The sequence below is a fragment of the Paractinoplanes maris genome, from assembly GCF_023544465.1.
GTDB classification, from domain to species: Bacteria; Actinomycetota; Actinomycetes; order Mycobacteriales; family Micromonosporaceae; genus Actinoplanes; species Actinoplanes maris.
Map to the genome: position 1 here is coordinate 107,860 of NZ_JALPVL010000017.1, position 17,507 is coordinate 125,366.

At 71.3% G+C, this 17,507-nt stretch carries 19 protein-coding genes; 9 read left to right on the plus strand and 10 right to left on the minus strand.

Translation table 11 applies throughout. The annotated features are described in order from the left end of the window. Positions 1-39: 39 nt before the first annotated feature. Complete coding sequence (locus NAG42_RS39955) at positions 40-3,063, minus strand: Tn3 family transposase (RefSeq protein ID WP_250037658.1); 3,024 nt, start codon at positions 3,061-3,063, stop codon at positions 40-42. Between the two features lie 227 nt (positions 3,064-3,290). Here NAG42_RS39955 and NAG42_RS39960 point away from each other — a divergent pair, with 227 nt between their 5' ends. Beyond that, positions 3,291-3,926 (plus strand): hypothetical protein, encoded by a 636-nt coding sequence (locus NAG42_RS39960; protein WP_250037660.1) that lies wholly within the window; start codon positions 3,291-3,293, stop codon positions 3,924-3,926. On the opposite strand, the gene NAG42_RS39965 is transcribed toward NAG42_RS39960, so the two are convergent. Both NAG42_RS39965 and NAG42_RS39970 read right to left on the minus strand, forming a co-directional pair. After that, positions 3,919-5,160 carry an RNA polymerase sigma factor gene (locus NAG42_RS39965; RefSeq protein WP_438872518.1) on the minus strand — a complete coding sequence of 414 codons (1,242 nt, stop codon included), beginning with the start codon at positions 5,158-5,160 and terminating at the stop codon, positions 3,919-3,921. The two genes, NAG42_RS39960 and NAG42_RS39965, sit on opposite strands and share 8 nt — an antisense overlap. Continuing rightward, positions 5,160-5,501: a YciI family protein gene (locus NAG42_RS39970; RefSeq protein WP_250037871.1), complete on the minus strand. Its 342-nt coding sequence runs from the start codon at positions 5,499-5,501 to the stop codon at positions 5,160-5,162. Before NAG42_RS39970 ends, NAG42_RS39965 begins: the two co-directional genes overlap by 1 nt. Before the next feature lie 235 nt (positions 5,502-5,736). On the opposite strand from NAG42_RS39970, the gene NAG42_RS39975 reads away from it, so the two are divergent. Further along, complete coding sequence (locus tag NAG42_RS39975; RefSeq protein WP_250037663.1) at positions 5,737-6,321, plus strand: dihydrofolate reductase family protein; 585 nt, start codon at positions 5,737-5,739, stop codon at positions 6,319-6,321. A 20-nt stretch (positions 6,322-6,341) separates the two neighbouring features. On the opposite strand, the gene NAG42_RS39980 is transcribed toward NAG42_RS39975, so the two are convergent. From NAG42_RS39980 to NAG42_RS40000, 5 genes are all read right to left on the minus strand, one after another. Further along, positions 6,342-7,331, minus strand: a complete 990-nt coding sequence (locus tag NAG42_RS39980; protein WP_250037664.1) for an RNA polymerase subunit sigma-70 — start codon at positions 7,329-7,331, stop codon at positions 6,342-6,344. A gap of 2 nt (positions 7,332-7,333) precedes the next feature. Further along, the gene (locus NAG42_RS39985) at positions 7,334-7,684 is read right to left on the minus strand and encodes a DUF6204 family protein (RefSeq protein WP_250037665.1); all 351 of its coding nucleotides are present in this window, start codon (positions 7,682-7,684) and stop codon (positions 7,334-7,336) included. Positions 7,685-7,760: 76 nt separating this feature from the next. Next, positions 7,761-8,282 (minus strand): alpha/beta hydrolase, encoded by a 522-nt coding sequence (locus NAG42_RS39990; RefSeq protein WP_250037666.1) that lies wholly within the window; start codon positions 8,280-8,282, stop codon positions 7,761-7,763. A gap of 8 nt (positions 8,283-8,290) precedes the next feature. After that, entirely contained in the window at positions 8,291-8,836 is a 546-nt protein-coding gene (locus NAG42_RS39995) for a hypothetical protein (protein WP_250037667.1), read from the minus strand. Between the two features lie 188 nt (positions 8,837-9,024). Further along, positions 9,025-9,675 (minus strand): HAD family hydrolase, encoded by a 651-nt coding sequence (locus tag NAG42_RS40000; RefSeq protein WP_250037668.1) that lies wholly within the window; start codon positions 9,673-9,675, stop codon positions 9,025-9,027. A 23-nt stretch (positions 9,676-9,698) separates the two neighbouring features. Between NAG42_RS40000 and NAG42_RS40005 the strand changes: the two genes are divergently transcribed. Together NAG42_RS40005 and NAG42_RS40010 are read left to right on the plus strand one after the other, a co-directional pair. Continuing rightward, positions 9,699-10,481, plus strand: a complete 783-nt coding sequence (locus NAG42_RS40005) for a thioesterase family protein (RefSeq protein ID WP_250037669.1) — start codon at positions 9,699-9,701, stop codon at positions 10,479-10,481. A gap of 71 nt (positions 10,482-10,552) precedes the next feature. After that, the gene (locus NAG42_RS40010; RefSeq protein WP_250037670.1) at positions 10,553-11,278 is read left to right on the plus strand and encodes a hypothetical protein; all 726 of its coding nucleotides are present in this window, start codon (positions 10,553-10,555) and stop codon (positions 11,276-11,278) included. On the opposite strand, the gene NAG42_RS40015 is transcribed toward NAG42_RS40010, so the two are convergent. After that, positions 11,208-12,491, minus strand: coding sequence for a glycosyltransferase 87 family protein (locus NAG42_RS40015; RefSeq protein WP_250037672.1), 1,284 nt, complete (start codon positions 12,489-12,491; stop codon positions 11,208-11,210). The genes NAG42_RS40010 and NAG42_RS40015 overlap by 71 nt on opposite strands. Positions 12,492-12,658: 167 nt before the next feature. Between NAG42_RS40015 and NAG42_RS40020 the strand changes: the two genes are divergently transcribed. From NAG42_RS40020 to NAG42_RS40040, 5 genes are all read left to right on the plus strand, one after another. Further along, positions 12,659-13,273 (plus strand): nucleoside/nucleotide kinase family protein, encoded by a 615-nt coding sequence (locus tag NAG42_RS40020; protein ID WP_250037674.1) that lies wholly within the window; start codon positions 12,659-12,661, stop codon positions 13,271-13,273. A gap of 49 nt (positions 13,274-13,322) precedes the next feature. Beyond that, on the plus strand, positions 13,323-13,736 hold the full coding sequence (locus NAG42_RS40025) for a YciI family protein (RefSeq protein WP_250037676.1): 414 nt from the start codon (positions 13,323-13,325) through the stop codon (positions 13,734-13,736). Beyond that, positions 13,733-14,920, plus strand: coding sequence for an RNA polymerase sigma factor (locus NAG42_RS40030; protein WP_250037678.1), 1,188 nt, complete (start codon positions 13,733-13,735; stop codon positions 14,918-14,920). The genes NAG42_RS40025 and NAG42_RS40030 overlap by 4 nt, the downstream gene beginning before the upstream one ends. Positions 14,921-15,037: 117 nt before the next feature. Beyond that, positions 15,038-16,087: a MerR family transcriptional regulator gene (locus tag NAG42_RS40035; RefSeq protein ID WP_250037680.1), complete on the plus strand. Its 1,050-nt coding sequence runs from the start codon at positions 15,038-15,040 to the stop codon at positions 16,085-16,087. A gap of 56 nt (positions 16,088-16,143) precedes the next feature. Beyond that, the gene (locus NAG42_RS40040) at positions 16,144-16,974 is read left to right on the plus strand and encodes a dihydrodipicolinate synthase family protein (protein ID WP_250037681.1); all 831 of its coding nucleotides are present in this window, start codon (positions 16,144-16,146) and stop codon (positions 16,972-16,974) included. On the opposite strand, the gene NAG42_RS40045 is transcribed toward NAG42_RS40040, so the two are convergent. Then, entirely contained in the window at positions 16,958-17,500 is a 543-nt protein-coding gene (locus NAG42_RS40045) for a dihydrofolate reductase family protein (protein WP_250037682.1), read from the minus strand. The two genes, NAG42_RS40040 and NAG42_RS40045, sit on opposite strands and share 17 nt — an antisense overlap. Positions 17,501-17,507 lie beyond the last annotated feature (7 nt).

Consider the following 17,507-nt stretch of genomic DNA (forward strand, 5'->3'; position numbering starts at 1 on the left):
CACCGACGGTGCTTGACACCGCCGGCTCCCCGCCGCCGGTCAGTCCAAGGAGGGCAGGACGGCCGGGCGCAGCGGCCGGTACCCGTCGGCGTCGAGCTGGGCGAGCTCGCCGTCGATGTCGACCGAATGGGTGCCGTAGAAGTGCACGTTCTCGTGGTGGGTCGGCCAGATGTGCGCTAGGACCTCGTCGTCGACCTCGCGGCCGTCGCGGCGCAGCGCGGCGACGCCCAGGCCGTGGTATTCGGTCGACCAGCACACGATGGCGTTGGTGGCCACGGTCAGGCACCACATCTGCTCGGACTGCTGCTCATGGTGCCGGCGCCGCAGCGCCCCCTCGGCCGCGTACGCCAGCGAGCGGCGCAGGGCGTGCAGGTTCTCGCCCTTGTTGAGCTGCCGGGAGATCCGCCGCCGGTACGTTTCGTCGGCCAGATAGCGGGTGGCGTACAGGGTGCGGCGCAAAGCCCCGTACTCCTTGATCGCGCTGGTCAGCGCGTTCTGCTGCCGTTTGGACGAGCACAGCTTCCCGACGACCAGGGCGGCGGTGGCGTGACCTCCCTTCACGCTTGCGGCGACGCGGAGCAGGTCGTCCCACATGCCCGTGATCAGGTCGGTGTTGCACCGGCGGGTCAGCAGCGGTCCGACCAGCGGGTAGCGGTCCTCGAAGTCGGCCTTGCCGCCGGTGCGGTACAGGGTGATCTTCCCGAGGTCGCGGATCCGTGGGGAGAGCTGCTTGCCGACCAGGTCGAACAGGGCGAAGTTCGCCAGGGTCGCGCCGTGGGTATCGGTGGCGTGTTCGTGGATCGGCAGGTCCGTCTCGTTGCCGAGGATCCCGTCGAGGACGTAGTGGCTCTCGGGGGCGGTGGCCACGATGACTTTGGTGTCGTAGGTGGCGTGCTGGTCGGAGACGTGGGTGTAGGTGGAGATGCCCTGCCCGCGGGCGAAGTAGCGCGACAGGTGCCGGGCGGTGATGGACTTGCCCTTGACCGGGAACCTTTGTCCGTCAGAAGAGGACAGGGTGCCGGTGCCGAAGCTGCGGGTCAGCGGGAGCCGGTGGTGGTAGTTCACGATCGCCGCGTTCGCCGCCTCCAAGGTCTCGGGACGGAAGTACCACTCGGCGGTCCAGGCGAGCACGTCGTACGGCACCCCGCAGGACTCGGCCATCGCGGTCAGGCCCATGTTGGTGGCCTCGGCGATGATCACGTACATCAGGTTGCGCTTGAGCTCAGCCGGCCGGTTCACCTTCCCGCCCGCGTGCACGAGGTGGTCGGTGAACCCGGTCCGGGCGTCGACCTCCACCAGCACCGAGGCGAGGGGTAGGCGGGGCAGCATGCCGGCCAGCTCGGTGCGTAGCACGTCGGCCTCGGCCGGGACGTCCTCAGCGGTCAGCGGCGGGATGATCAGTTCGCCGTCGTCGGTGAGCCGGACTTGCCCGGTCGTGCCCTTGGCCAGCAGCGTCTCCAGCTCACCCAGCGCGGTGTGCAGCTCGTCGTCGGCCTGCGCGAGGGCGTCCGCTGCAGCGGCGGGCTTGCCGACCAGGGTGCAGAACTCGATCCGCTGCGGCTCCCAGGCCTGCGGGGTGAGCAGGAACGACGCCGGATCGGCGTACCGGCGGCTGCCGGGCACGAACACATCGCCGGAGCGCAGCCCGTCACGCAGCCCGACCAGCACGCACAGCTCCCAGTAGTGCCGGTACGCGGTCACGTCCCCGGATTCGGCGGCGGCGCCGAGGTAGCCGGCCCACTTCGTTGGCACGAACCCGACCGGTGCGGACGCCGGGACCTTGCGGGTGCCGGTGGCGTAAAGCCCGGCCAGCATCGACACCGCTTGCAGCAGCAGTTCGGTGCCCGGCCCGCCGGCGAACTGCACCGCCGCCAACACGGCCGGGGCGAACTGGCGCAGATAGTTCATCGACGCATCCATCATCGCGAGGTGGCCGTGATCGCGGGGCAGCCGTTCCTGCTTGACCGCCCACGCACCCCGCAGCCGTTCCATCCCCACCCGGGTGCGGATCAGCCCGCCGACCTGCTCGTCACCCACGACCGGGTCCAGCACGATCGCCAGGATCTCGTCCAGCAGCTGCTGCCGGTTCTCCCCGCCGCGGGCACGCTCGGCCAAAGCCTCGGTCATCTTCGCCTTCGCCGCGGACTCCCGCCCGGAGATCGCCTGATCGAACAGCAGCAACGTCTCGTCCAGGACGTCAACGGCGGACTGCGCCAGCACCGTCAGCAGGATCGGATACCGCCGTTGCGGCTCCCGGCGCTGCAACGCCTGCGCAGTCAGCCGCCGCCCGACCCCGGCCAGGAACCGGCGCCGCTCCGCGGGCAGGTCCGACAGGTCCATCGTGTGCGCGTCGAGCCGGCGCAGGTACGCCAGCTTCTCCAGCTCCGCCTTCACCGCGGCCGGGCTCGACGACGTCGGCCCCACCCCCAGCCACGCCAGCGGCGTACGCCCCAGGTACGCGTCCGACACGAGCAACAGATCCAGTTCAGCCCGCCGTCGGTCAGACAGCAGGTGCTCGACCCGGGCCCACGTCTCCTCCCGCGCCCTGGCGCGGGCCGTGGCCACGTGCTCGAGCAGATAGACCACACCCGGCCGAGCCACCCGCCCCGAGATCAGAAACTCGCACGCCAGCCGGAACAACAACTTCGGGGAGTCGTGCTCCATCGCCCGGGCGAACAGGAACTCGTCCAGCTCCTTCCACTCAGCGGCGTCCGTCGTGCGCCACCCCGCGTACGCAGCGATCTCCCGCAGATGATCGGTACGGGTCTGGCTGCGAGCGCCGTAGTCACGCAGCTCGCCCATCGGCACGCCCAGGCGCTGCGACAGCCGACCCACCGCGGCGGCCGGCGCCGAGCTCACGTCATCCGGGACGTAACCCAGCCACGGCAACGCGCACAGCTGAACCGCCGCGCCAAGCACGTTGCGGCCCGTCCGGAACTTGCGCAGGAACGCCTCGTCCGCGTCCGTGAGCGTGAAATGCCGAATCAACTCCACCCGGCCGATCTCCGGGAACGACCTCAACCGTGCCATCTCGTCCTCGGAGAACACATCCCGAGTCGCCATGAAACCACCACCCTGCCATCGACCGTCACCAAACGGACGGCAGGTTACGGGCGGGTCAGACCAAGATTCAACGCCAGATCCTTAGCGTTGTTTTTTCGCTGGAAGCTACGGGCGCCCCGGCCGGCCGGGCACCGGCGGGCCCGCCACCACCGCCACCGCCGGCGACCCCGGCCGGCGACGCCGCGCCGCCCGGCCCACCCGCCCGGCGACGCGGCCGTCGCCGGGCGGTGACCGTGCTGGCCGCGCTCACCCTGCTGGTGGGCGGAGTGAGCGCGGCCTACGCCGCCAGCCAATCGAGCGACTACACCGGCTACCCGCTACCGACCGCCGTCACCACCACCGCCACCACCACTGAGGCGACCACGCGGCCCACACCGACCCGGCGGGCCGGGCTCGCGGCGTGCACCCTCAGCACCAGCGGCTGCTCCGCCACCGTGGTCGCCGACAGCAGAAAGGTGTGGCCCACGCTCACGACCACCTCGAACTGCCGCGTGCGCTCAGGCTTCTTCGACTCCGGTATCGACCGGCTCACCGTCTGGTGCACCGGCGCGTCCGGCGCCAACTACGGCCTCATCTGGCGCGCCTCCTCGGCCGGCTACCCCGACGTCGTCGACGCCTACGCCGGCGGGATCGGCGCCGACAGCGACACCTTCACCCTTCTGGGCAGCGACGACGTCCTCGGCACCTGGGTCCGCGGCCCGGTGACGGCCGGCGACGGCTCCGAGCACTACATGTGCGTCTGGGAGTACAAGAGCTACCCGGTGGCCATGGTGATCGACGGCGCGGACGACGGAGACACCCCGCAGGAATGCTCCGCCGCCCAGTTCTTGAGCCGCTCCGGCATGGCCGGGGTGTTCAACTGACAGCGGACCCTCGCGACCCGTCGAGCCGCCGGGCCAGATGCGCCCGTTCCGGGTCGGTGCCGGCCAGGTCCAAAGCCTTCCCGTACGCCTGAGCGGCCTCCGGCAGCCGGCCCAGGCGCTGCAACAGGTCGCCCCGGGCGGTGTGGAACGGCCCGTAGTCGCGCAAGCGTTCGTCGCCGCTCAACGCGTCCACCAGAGCGAGACCAGCCGCTGGGCCGTCGCGCATCGCCACCGCCACGGCCCGGTTCAAAGCCACCACCGGCGACGGCGCCAACACCTGCAACACGTCGTAGAGCGCCACCACCTGCGGCCAATCCGTGGTGTCCACCGACGCGGCCTCGTTGTGCAGAGCCGCGATGGCCGCCTGCACCCCGTACGGCCCGGCCGGACCACCGGTCAGCGCGACCCGCACCAACCCGAGCCCCTCAGCGATCATCGCCGCGTCCCACCCGGCCCGATCCTGATCCGCCAGCAACACCACCGAACCATCCGGCCCGGTCCGCGCCTCCCGCCGGGCATGCACCAGCAACATCAACGCCAGCAACCCGGACACCTCACGCTCAGCCGGCAACAACCGCCGCAGGATCCGCGCCAACCGGATGGCCTCCTCAGCCAGGTCGGCCCGCTGCAACCGCGGACCCGAACTCGCCACATAGCCCTCGGTGAAAATCGAATACACCACTTGCAGTACGCCCGGCAGGCGCCCCGGCAACTCGTCAGCCCCCGGCACCCGGAACGGGATCCGCGCCTCCCGGATCTTCTTCTTCGCCCGCACGATCCGCTGCGCCATCGTCGCCGGCGGCACCAGGTAGGCGCGGGCCACCTCCGGCGTGGTCAACCCGGCCAGGCACCGCAACGTCAACGCACCCCGCGCCTCCTGCGCCAACGCCGGATGCGCACACGTGAAGAACAGCTGCAACCGGTCGTCCGGGAACTCGGCGCCCTCCGGCAACTCGGTGACCGAGTCGACCTGCACCAGAGCCAACTTCGCCGCGTACGTCCGATCCCGCCGCAACCGATCCACGGCCTTACGCCGGGCCGTCGCCATCAACCACGCCCCCGGCTTCGACGGCACCCCCTCGACCGGCCAATGCACCAGCGCCGCCTCCACCGCGGCCGACGTCACCTCCTCGGCCAGATCCAGATCACCGAACCGCCGCACCAGCGCCGCCAGCAGCCGGCCGTGCTCCTCCCGGAACACGGCCTCCACCGCGCCGCTCACCGGCGACTCCATCACGCCCCGAAGTCAGCGACCGGCCGGACCACCATGGAACCGCCGCCCAGCGCCCCCGGGCAGCGGGCCGCCCAGTCGAGCGCCACATCCAGATCGGGCACGTCGATCACATAGAAACCACCGAGCACCTCCCGCGTCTCGGCGAACGGGCCGTCCACCACGGTGCGCGTCCCGTCCGGACCCACCCGCACCGACGTGGCGGTGACCAGATCGGCCAGCGACTCCCCGGAAACGAAGATCCCCGCCTCCCGCACCGCCTTGTCGTAGTTCATCCAGTCCTGCACCGTGCACCCCTCAGCCGACCCGTCCTCGGCGACAGCACCAGCGTTGATGAGCAACATGTACTTCACGGTCATCCTCCTTCACCATGAACGGCAACCCGCCGCACACCATCACGACGATCGGACCCGGCGCCCATCGACACCCCCCGCCAACTTTCTCCACTCCCCGGCCCAGCCTGCCGGACGTACACGTCAACCGCCGCCTTCGTCACCCCGACATGCGCAGGCCGGACCGATTAGCTTTCCGCGCCGCCCCCGTCTGTACCTCTGCGATCAACTCACGGAGGCTGGCACGATGCGGAAACTGATCTACGGCATGAACGTCACCCTGGACGGCTACATCGCCGCGACCGGCGACGACCTCGGCTGGAGCGGAGGTGACGGACCCGACTCGTCGCCGAGCGACGAAATGTTCCAGTGGTGGTACGAGCAGATGCGGGCGAGCGAACTGACCCTGTACGGGCGCAAACTGTGGGAGGCGATGAGCTCGCACTGGCCGACCGCCGACCAACAGCCCGGCGCCGGCCCGGCGGAGATCGAGTACGCGCGCCTCTGGCGCGACATGCCCAAAGTCGTGTTCTCCTCGACGATCGACAAAGCCGGCTGGAACACGCGCCTGGTCACCGGCGACGCCGTTGCCGAGATCAGCCGGCTCAAGGCCGAGGACGGCGGCCCGATGGACATCTGCGGCGCCACACTGGCCGGGGCAGCCGTGCGGGCCGGGCTGATCGACGAATACGCCCTGGTCACCCACCCCGTCCTGGTGGGCGGCGGCACACCGTTCTTCACCGCCCTGGACAGCTGGGTCAACCTGAGACTGATCGAAACCCGGACCTTCCCCGGCGGCCTCGTGCTGACCCGATACGAGCCACGACGATGAGCGGCCCCAGCCACAGGTGATCACAACGTCGGGGGCAGGCCCAGCCACGGTTTACCGGTGGCGTCGAAACCGGTGAGCTCGGCCACCTGCCCCTCGACGACGCGCAGCACCGCGATGGTGAACAACCGGTACGCCGAGTCATCCAGGCCGCGCAGGTACAGCGCGGCGGCCGGCATGCGGTTGACCGTCGTGACGAGACAACGCCAGTCGTCGAAACCGCGCTGGAAAAGCCCATGAGCGACCCAGCCGTCCACCGCGTCCTGGGCCGTGACCACCACGGTGCCCGGATCGGGAATCATCACGAAACGCAGATCATCGCGCAGCAGGCCCATCAGCCCGTCGATATCACTGCGCTCATGAGCATCGATATACGACCGCACCACGGCGCGCTCCTCGGCCGACAACTCCTGCGGGGCCGGGCTCCGCCAGTCGAGACGGCGGTCCGGCAACTGCCCCCGCATCGTCACCCGCGCCCGCTGCAGCGCGCTGGTCACCGACGCGACGCTCAACTCCAAGGCGTCAGCGGCCTTCGACGCCGGCCACCCCAGAACGTCACGCAGGATGAACACCGCCCGCTGCCGCGGCGGCAGATGCTGCACGGCCACGATGAACGCCAGCTCGATCGTCTCCCGCGACACCACCGACTCCTGCGGATCCTCCGGGAGCATCCGATCCGGGTACGGCTGCAGATACGGCACCTCCGAGCCCGCCACCGGCGTACGGTCGTCGCGCTTCGCCAAGAAGTCGAGGCACACATTCGTCGCGATCCGATACAACCAGGTCCGCACAGCCGCGTGACCCTGGAACGACTCCCGCTTGTGCCACGCCCGCAGGAACGTCTCCTGCGTCATGTCCTGAGCGTCCTCGAAATTCGCGAGCATCCGGTAGCAATGCACCTGCAACTCACGCCGGTGACGCTCCGTCAGCGCCGAGAACCGCGCCGGATCACCCGACCGGACCGCCGCGACAAACGTGTCCTGATCGGCACCCGACAACCCGGCATCCGTCACGCTCAGCCCCGGGACGCCTCACGACGGCCCCGCTTACCCAACGGCACCTCGGCCATGTCCACAGCCTGCGTCGTCACCGACTTGAACGCATAACCGTGCCCGGCCAACCACGCCTCCGCCTTGGCCTGCGCCCGCACCGCCGCCGCCGGCACCTCCTCGGCCCCGGCCACCTCCTCGGCGAACCGGAACGTGAAGAACGGCCGCGCCGGCACGTCGTACGCCAGATACCCCTCCGACGTGTACCGCGTATTCATGAAACTGTGCTCCGCGGCCGCCGCCTCGAGCTCAGCCACCTGCGCCGCACTCAACCCATCAAAACTGCCACGCACGGTCACCCGCACAGTCCGGCCCATGAAACCCACACCCTCCGACGACCAACACCAGCGGTCCAGTATCAGCCGAGCCACCACAGCCGCGAAACCGGATTACTCAAGGCCACCCGACCTCATCCAGAAACTCCTCGATGGCCACCACGATCCGCGCCAGCACCGCGATCGTGTCAATCAACGGCCCCGGTACGTACATCCCGTGATCCGCCGCGGGCACCTCCACCACATAGGGCGACACCCGCAGCGCCAAAGGACCGTCCCACGCCTGGTCAGCCGTGCCCCCGACCAGCAGGAAAGGAGCCGTCGCCCGCCTCAACGCGGACACCACCCCCGGCTCGGTCAGCAACGGGGTCAACCACACCGCCGGCAGACTGCGCTCACACGCCAGCCCCGCCGCCAGACTCCCCAACGACTTACCGATCAGCAACGGCTGCCCGGGCAGACCCGCCAGCACCGGCTCGATCTGACCGCGCACCCAGCCCTCGCTCAGACCCGGCGGCTCTTCCGTCCACTCGTGCCGACGCACCGCGGCGCCACGCTTCTCGGCGACATCACCGGCATACATCGGCAAGGGAGCACCGGGCCCGAACCTGCGTCCAGGAACAACCACCGCATCGGCCATGCCTCACGCTAGCCGGGCCGGAACCGGAACGCGATGCCCCGTGGATCACCAACCTCGACCAGACCCGCCGTCTCGGTGAAATCGGCCAGCCGGGCCAGCGCCGCGGCCCCGGTCGACACCCCACCGAGCTGCACCGTGATGCCACCGAACGACAGCCACGAGTCGACCGCGATCTCCTCCGGCCCCAGACCGTCGATGTCACCGGACACCGCGGCGACGACCCGGATCCGGTCAGCCCGCTGCTCGGCCACCCGCACCGCCACCCGGTCATAACGGTGATGAGCCCGGAAATACACGCTCGCCTCGGCCGGCTCGGCGAACGACCCGCACGACACCTCGAGCCCGGCCATCGACCGCCGATCAGCCACCACCCACGGCAACCAGTCCAGATCGAGCGCGACCGGCTCACCGTCGACCGGCGCCAACGGAACCGAACAGGTCCACGTCAACGCCGGGGCCAGCCCGACCACCGGGTTGTCGAACAGCAGACCCGACCACTCGCCACCCTCGACGGCGATCAGTGCCCGGGCCTCCAGCCCGCCCTTGTCAGCCACCCGCGGGAGTTTGCCACAACCTCCCGGCACTTTCCGGCACCGCCAGCGGACCCGGCTCAGCATGTCCCGCCAGGGTGGACAGCCGGCCGTGTCATCCGCCGGCCAAGCTGAATGGTTGTGGCCGGAGTTGGGAGCGGCCCGAAGGGTCGCTTCTCGTATGTGCTGGTGATCTCTGCGCGTAAGCCGTCCTAGGATGATAGGAATGACAGCGAGGACACCGTACGCAGGGGTTTCAGGCCGGGCGGCAGGTCCCGGCCGTCGCGGTTGACGAAGATCGCGGGAATGCCCAGAGCGGCGGCCCCGGCGAGGTCGGAGACCGGCGAGTCACCGATGTGGACGACGTCGGCCGGGGACAGACCGAGCCGGCGCAGGGCCATCCGGAAGGGCTCCGGCCGGGGCTTGTAGGCCCGGGCGTCCTCGCTGGTGACCACCTGCTCCACCGCGACGCCGTGCCGGGCCAGGATCGCGCCGAGATGCTCGCTGTCCGCGTCGGACACCAGGCACACCGGCACGTCCAGGGACGCCAGGAACGGTGCCGCGTCCGGGAACAGCGGCGGTGCCGGATCCACCGCGGCCCGGCACAGCTCGCGCGCGTCGACCCGTACGCCGAAGAAGTCAGCCGTCTCGGCGAGACTGGCGGCGTTCAGGTCGGCCAGGGTGCGGAAGCCATCGCCGTGCGCGGTGTCGGCCATCGCCCACAGCCGGGCCTCCCAATCCCGGACGACCTCGGCCGGCACCACCCCGGCCCGGGCCGCCACGTCGGCGGCGATCGCGGCGGCGCCCGCGCCGTCGTCCTGGACGAGGGTGCCGAAGACATCCAACAAGATCGCTCTGACCACCGTCCGATCGTAGAGTGAGGAGCATGAAGAGCTTCCGCGAGGCGACCGCCGTCGACCAGGACCGGCAAGCCGACCTGGACCCGCAGTGGGCGGTCGGCGACAAGCTGCACGGCGGCTACCTGATGGCCGTCCTCGGGCGCGCGGTGGCGGCCACGGCCCCGCTCCCCCACCTCGTCGCCATGACCACGACGTTCCTGCGCCCACCCGCGCCGGGGGCGGCCCGGGTCGAGGTCGAGGCGCTCCGCGAGGGCCGGACGGCGGGACAATACCGCGCCCGGCTGATGCAGGACGGCACCCCGTGCGCCGAGGCGCTGGTCACCCAGGGCACGCTCGACGCCTCCGCGCCCTGGTGGGCCCGGGCCAAGCCCCCCGCGCTGCCGGCCGAGGAGGACTGCCTGCTGCTGCCCTCGAACCAGCCGGGGTCGCCCTTCACCGTGCACCTGCTCGACGTGGTGGAGCACCGGCTCGACCCGGCCTGCCTGGGCTTCGCCGCGGGACAGCCGTCCCAGGACGGACGGGTGGCGGGCTACCTGAGGCTGGCCGACGGCGCCGACTGGGACCCGCTGAGCCTGCTGATCGCCACCGACCCGGCGCCCCCGGTGTCGCTCACGCTGGGAGTCACCGGCTGGGCGCCGACGCTCAGCCTGACCGCGTACGTCCGGCGGCTGCCCGCACCGGGCCCGGTGCGCGTGGTCATGCACTCCAACGAGATCACCTCCGGCCGGATGGACGAGGTCGTCGAGGTCTGGGACGCCGCCGACAACCTGGTGGCCCAGGCCACCCAGCTGGCCGCGGTGCGCGTCTGACGGACAGTCGGATGTCGGCGGCCGGTCATGATCCGACAGCTCGGGACCGGCCGCACGCGTACGGTCCCGGCATGGTTGCCCCACCGGAACCGCCGGTCGAGCCCGGACTCCCGACCGGCGACAAGCATGATTCCTCCCCTCGACCCGGGCTTCTCGGCCGCGCCGAACGGCTGCTCGGTGCCACCGCCGTCCTCGGCGCGGCGATCTACGCGCTCATCAACGTTCTGTACGTCGAGTTCTACGACGACTTCGGCGTCCGGCCCGAGGAGGTCGGCTGGGACAGGTTGACGATGCTGAGCCGGACGGCCTGGGTGGCACTCGCCGTCCTCATCGTCACGGTCGCCTTCCTGCTCGTCCGAGCCGTTCTCGGAGACCGTCTCCAAGCAGTACGGCCGGCGGCCGTCGCCGGTCACCCGATCTTCGCCTGGTTCGCGATCGCGTTGCTGGTCCTGCTCGCCGGTTACTGGTATCTGACCCTGAAGATGGAGCGGGAAGCGGATCGGGTCGGGCGGGGTGAGACAGTCAACGGGATCGGCCTCATCGTCCCGTTCATCGACGTGCGGGCCTACCGGGCCGAGGTCACCTGGCTCGGTGAGGCGGCGACGATGCCTTCGACCTTGAACTCACCCCATCTCACCTACCTGGGTCGCGGGCGCGATACCGCCGTACTCGTCGCCTGCGGAACCACGACGGTCATCGTGCCGGCCGACCAGGTGGTCATCAGCATCAAGAACCGGGGCCACTCCCGGGTCGACCGCGAGGCACAGCAGCAGGAGTTCGCCCGCCTCTGCCCGTGAGGCGGGCGGAGACGGCGGGCGATCCGCTCAGCCGGGCATCGGGTAGAACCGGCGGAACACGGAGTGTCACCACCGCCCAGACGCAGAGGGCCAGCGCGGCGACGAGGTAGGCGTTGCCGGGAACGTGCTCGATCAGGCCCCAGCTGTACTCGCGGCTCTGACCCCACGGTGGCCACACGAACGGGCGGGCCACAAACACCGCGGCCCACACGATGCTTGCCCATCGGCTGTACGCCCACAACGCCAGCCCGATCGGCACGGCCCACACCCAGTGGTGGGACCACGAGACCGGCGAGGCGAGCAGCATGGCCAACGCGGCGAGGCCGGTGCCGAGTACCCGGTCGCCGCGGCGCCACCACATCGCGCCGACGACCAGGACCGCGAGGGCGAGCGGCCCGGCGACCGCGAGCCACAGCAGAGTCGGCGGCGGACCGTCCAGCAGGCGGGTGAGCGCCCCGAACACCGACTGATTGTGGGCCAGTTCCGGAGGACCGACGCGCCCCGCCGCGATGAGGTTCTCCGTCCAGTACGCCTTGGCCGAGCTCGGGATGACCGCGAACCCGACCGCGATGGTGCCGGCGAAGGCCAGCAGCGCCCGCCCCGCTGGTGCCCGACGACCGACCAGCACCAGGAACACGACGAACACGAGCGGGGTCAGTTTCACCCCGGCGGCGATACCCACGAGCACGCCCGACCAGCGCCGTTCCGGATGGACCAGATCGAACAGCACGGCCAGCATCAGCAGCAGGTTGATCTGGCCGAAGGTGAGGTTCTGCCACACCGGTTCCAGAGCGAGCGCACCAAGGGTGAGCAGTGCGAGCAGCCACCCTTCAACGGGACGGCCGAGCGTGCGCGTCACCAGCAGGACGACCCCGGCCAGCGCGCCGACCGAGGCCGCGGTCCACAACGCCGTAGCAAGCCAGAACGGCAGCGGCTCCAGCGGCACCATGGCCACCGCCGCGAACGGCGGATAGGTGAATCGCAGCGCTGTCGCCGGGTCACGGGACCCGTAGAGCGGCAGACCGTCCAGAATCAGCCGGCCCCCGTACTGGTAAACGGAAAGATCGACGAATTCCCCATGGACGCTCAGCTTGGCGGGTACCTCGGCCCAGGACACCGCACCGGCCACGGCCGCGGCGACGACGATCACGGCCAGGACGGGACCGAGCCTTCGCAGCGCCGGCCGCGCGGTCGCCGTCCTGAGGAACATCATCATCGAACTTTAGTGGGCGCTACCGTTCCACCGGTCGACCGGTGGCCGTCGCTGTGCGGGGGCGGGTGGCCCGGTAGTTTCGACGCCCGGGGACAGGGTCGAGCACCGTCGGGAGGCCGCCGATTTCTGGCGAGGAGCAGCAGGTTCTTCAGGACGTCGCGGCGCTGGTGCCTTCGGGGGCGGCCCGGGTGGCGGTCGACGGGGTGGACGGGGTTGGCAAGACCACCTTCGCGGGGCGGCTCGCGGCGGCGCTGCGCGGGCGGGGGCGTGAGGTTGTGCGGGTGTCGGCGGACGACTTCCACCGCCCCCGGGCCGAGCGGCACCGGCGGGGGCGGGAGTCGGCGGACGGGTTCTGGCTCGACAGCTACGACTACCCCGTTCTGGTACGCGACGTCTTGCGGCCGCTGGGACCCGGTGGGGATCGCCGCTTCCGGCGGCGGGCCCACGACCTGCGTACGGATGTGGTCCAGGACCTGGTCTGGGAGACCGCGCCACCGGACGCCGTGCTGATCGTGGACGGGCTCTTTCTGCAGCGCGACGAGGTGCGCGCGTTCTGGGAGCTCACGATCTTCCTGGACGCGCCGTTCGAGGTGACCGTGCCCCGGATGGCAGCCCGGGACGGGTCACCCCCGGACCCGGCCCATCCGAGCCTGGCCCGCTACGTCGGGGGGCAGCGACTCTACTTCGCGGCGTGTCACCCGCGGGACCGCGCCGACGTGCTGATCGACCATGCGGATCTGAGCGCGCCGAGAATTGTCCGGGCCGGACGTCGAAATCCGTAGGGCGGTGGCGTCCTGAGGGTGTCAGCGAGAACAAGAACGGGAGACTGCCATGCCGAAGTACCTGTTGATCGTCGACCACCGGCCGGGCGACGTGGACACGCCGATGGACGAGTGGAAGCCGGACGACGTCAAGGCGCACATGGACTACTACGGGGCCCTGCGGCAGGAGCTGCTCGACAGCGGTGAGCTGGTCGACCAGCACGCGCTGACCGGGCCCGAGTTCGCCAAGGAGGTCACCAGCGACGGCGGCCCGCCGGTCGTCACCGACGGCGTGTTCCCGGAGTCCAAGGAGTTCCTGGCCGGCTTCCAGATCGTCGAGGTGGCCACCGAGCAGCGCGCCTTCGAGATCGCCGCCCGCGTGTCGGCGGTGCCGGGGCCGGGCGGGGTGCCGCTGCGTCAGCCCATCGGCGTACGCCGGGTGATGGAGGCCGCCGACTTCGAGGCGCTGCCGGCCGAGCGGTGATCGACCTGCTCCGCGGCCTCGCGCCGCAAGTCGCCGGGGTGCTCAACCACCGGTTCGGCGATTTCGAGGCGGCCGAGGACGCGGTGCAGGAAGCCCTGCTGGCCGCGACGACGCGCTGGCCGGTCGACGGGATCCCGGACAACCCGCGCGGGTGGCTGATCCAGACCGCGCACCGCAAGATGCTCGACCAGCTGCGCGGCGAGCAGGCCCGGCGCCGCCGGGAGATCCTCGCGGCGCTGCGCGAACCGGCCGGTGCCGCCGTGGACCGCGACGACACGCTGGACGTGCTCTTCCTGTGCTGCCACCCGGCGCTGAGCGACACGTCGGCGGTCGCGTTGACGCTGCGGGCGGTCGGCGGGCTGAGCACGGCCGAGATCGCGCGGGCGTTCCTGGTGCCGGAGAAGACGATGGGCCAGCGGATCAGCCGGGCCAAGCAGCAGATCCGCGCGTCCGGGGCCGGTTTCGGCGGCGAGCCCCGGCTGCCGGCCGCCCTGCGCGTGCTCTACCTGATCTTCAACGAGGGGTACGCGAGCAGCACCGGGACGCCCGTGCACCGGCTGGAACTGGCGGCCGAGGCGATCCGGCTCACCCGCATGGTCCACGAACGGCTGCCCGGCGAGACCGAGGTGACCGGCCTGCTCGCGCTCATGGTGCTGACCGACGCGCGACGGCCGGCCCGCAGTGCCGCGGGCGGGGAGCTGGTGCCGCTGGCCGAGCAGGACCGGTCGCGGTGGGACCTCGGCCTCATCCAGGAGGGCACCTCCCTGGTGGACGCCGCGTTCCGGCTCGGCCGGGTCGGCGAATACCAGCTGCAGGCGGCGATCGCGGCCCTGCACGACCGGGCGCCGTCGGTCGGTGACACGGACTGGCCGCAGATCGCCGCTCTCTACGGAATCCTCGAACGCATCACCGCCAGCCCCGTCGTGACCCTGAACCGGGCCATCGCGGTGGCCATGGTCGACGGTCCGGAGGCGGGACTGCGGCTGGTCGACGCGGTCGAGGACCGGCTGCCGGGCCACCATCGCGTCGCGGCCACCCGGGCGCACCTGCTCGAGCTCGCGGGCGACCACCCGGCGGCGGCCGCGCAGTATCGGCGGGCGGCCGCGGCGACCGCCAGCGAGCCCGAGCAGCGCTACCTCACGCTGCGGGCGGCGCGCCTCAACGCTCGTACGCCGGAAGCCTGACAACCGGGCCGGCGGCGCGCCTCAACGCCCGTACGGCAAAGGGTTGACCTTGACCTTGGGGCAAGGGCGACGGTGGGTTGTGCCGGTCGAGGTGGCCGGCACGAGGAGGATGGGGCTGTGGGTCTGCTGACGATCGGGGCGTTCGCGCGGGCGGCGGGGCTGACGCCGAAGGCCTTGCGGCTCTACGGCGAGCTCGGGGTGCTGGCGCCGGCGGCGGTGGATGCGGAGTCGGGCTACCGGTTCTACGATCCGGGGCAGGTCGCTCAGGCCCGGCTCGTCGCGCAGCTGCGGCAGATCGGGATGCCGCTGGCCGAGATCCGTGAGGTGTGCGCGCTGGCACCGGAGCGGGCGGCCGAGGCGGTCGCCGATTTCGGGCAGCGGGTCAGCGCCGGCACCGCGGCACGCGCGCGGCTGACATCCGCCCTCGTTCAGCATCTGTCCGGAAGGGACAAGAGCATGAACGATTTCCGGTACGCGGCGGCGGTCGACCCCGGCACCGCGCGCGAGACGAACGAGGACCGGGCGTACGCCGATGGGCAGTTGATCGCCGTGGCCGACGGCACCCGGGGCCCGTTGGGGGCGGCGGCCGCCGCCGCCGCGATCGAGGCACTCCAGCAGGGCACCGAGGCACTGGCCGCGCTGGCCTCCGCCGACCGGGAGATCCGCGCCCTCACCGAGCCCGGAGCGCCGACCGGGACCGAAAGCGGAGCGGAGAGCCGGATTCAACCGGTCACCACCCTGACCGCGCTGTTGCGGCGCGGCTCGCAGCTCACCCTCGTGCACGTCGGGGACACCCGGGCCTATTTGTTGCGCGACGGTGAGCTGACACTGCTCACCCAGGACCACACGTGGGTGCGGGCCCAGGTCGAGCAGGGCCGGCTCACCCCCGGCGAGGCCGCGGCCCACCCGCAGCGGGCGTTGCTCGTGCGGGCGCTGGGCTGGGGTGACGGCGTCCAGGCCGATCTGGCGCTGCGCACGGCGGTGCCGGGCGACCGCTATCTGCTCTGCTCGGACGGGCTGTGGTCGGTCGTCGGCCGCGAGGTCCTGCGGGATCTGCTGGCGACGGCCCGGACGCCGGAGCAGGCGGTCGACGGGCTGATCGCCGCGGCCCGGGCCGCCGGGGCACCGGACAACCTGGCGTGCGCGGCATATTTCAGCGTTGCTTAACGGTTGACGAGCAGAATTAAATAGACCTTACGCGTACGCGTTGGGACCGTGGCCGCATGACTCTGACTGGCCTCTACGTCCCGTTGATCACCCCGTTCGCCGCCGACGGCTCGGTCGCCCTGGACGCTCTGGAGCGACTGGCCCACGACGTGCTCGGCGCCGGCGCGAGCGGGGTGGTCGCGCTCGGCACCACCGGCGAGCCGTCGTCCCTGTCCCCCGCCGAGCGCTCGACCGTCGTCGACCTGCTGGCCGGCGTCTGCACCGACCTCGGCCGCCAGTTGATAGTCGGTACCAGCGACCCGGCCGAGGTGCCCGCCTCGGCGGCTGCGGCGCTGACGCTGGTGCCGCCGTTCGTGCGGCCGGGTGAGGACGGCGTGGTCGCGTACTTCAGCGCGCTGGCCGCCCGGAGCCCGGTGCCGCTGGTGATCTATCACGTGCCGTACCGGACGGCGCAGCCGTTGTCGGCGGCCACCCTGCGCCGGTTGGCCGCCGTGCCAGGCGTGGCCGGCCTCAAGCTGGCCGTCGGCGGCATCGACGCCGACACGATCGACCTGCTGGCCGGCCCGCCCGCCGGCTTCGCGATCCTCGGCGGCGACGACGTGGTGATCTCGCCGCTGCTCGCGCTGGGCGCCGCGGGGGGCATCCTCGCGTCGGCTCACCTGGCCACCGCGTCCTTCGCCCGGCTGACCCGCTCGTGGGACGCCGGGCTGGGGCACCGCCTGGCACGGCTGTCGGCGGCCCTGTTCGCCGAGCCCAACCCGGCCGTCGTCAAGGCCGTACTTCACGAGCAGGGCCGCATCCCCACCCCGGACGTGCGGCTCCCGCTGCTGCCGGCGAGCAAGGAGTCGACCCGGACCGCTCTCGACCGGCTCAGCGAGACACTCTGAACCAGATGGTCGGTGTCGGGCCGGGGGTCGACGAGATCTCCTCGAGCACCACATGGGTGCCGCCCGGGTGGCGGAACAGCGGCACACCGTCGCCCAGCAGGACGGGCGCCACGAAGACCAGGATCTCGTCGAGCAGGCCCTCGGCCAGGCACTGGGCGGCGACGTCGGCCCCCAGGACGTTGACGTAGCGGTCGCCGGCCGCCGCGCGGGCGGCGGCCACGGCCTGGTGCAGGTCGGACAGGAACGTGACGTCGGCGACGGCGCGCTCCGGCGGGTTGTGGGTCAGGACGAACTCGGGACCCGACCACAGGCCACCGAAGGCTCCCTCGTGGTCGGTGCCCGCGTTGGGGTCGTTGCCGAAATAGGTGCGCGCCCCGGTCAGCAGGGCGCCGGTCCGCGGCCAGAGACCGTCCGCGACCGCGTGCGGGCCGGTGTCCGGCAGCTTCGCCATCCAGTCCATGTCACCGTCGGGTCCGGCGATGAAGCCGTCGAGGGACATGGTCGCCGAGTACAGAAGTTTCGTCATGGTTGTT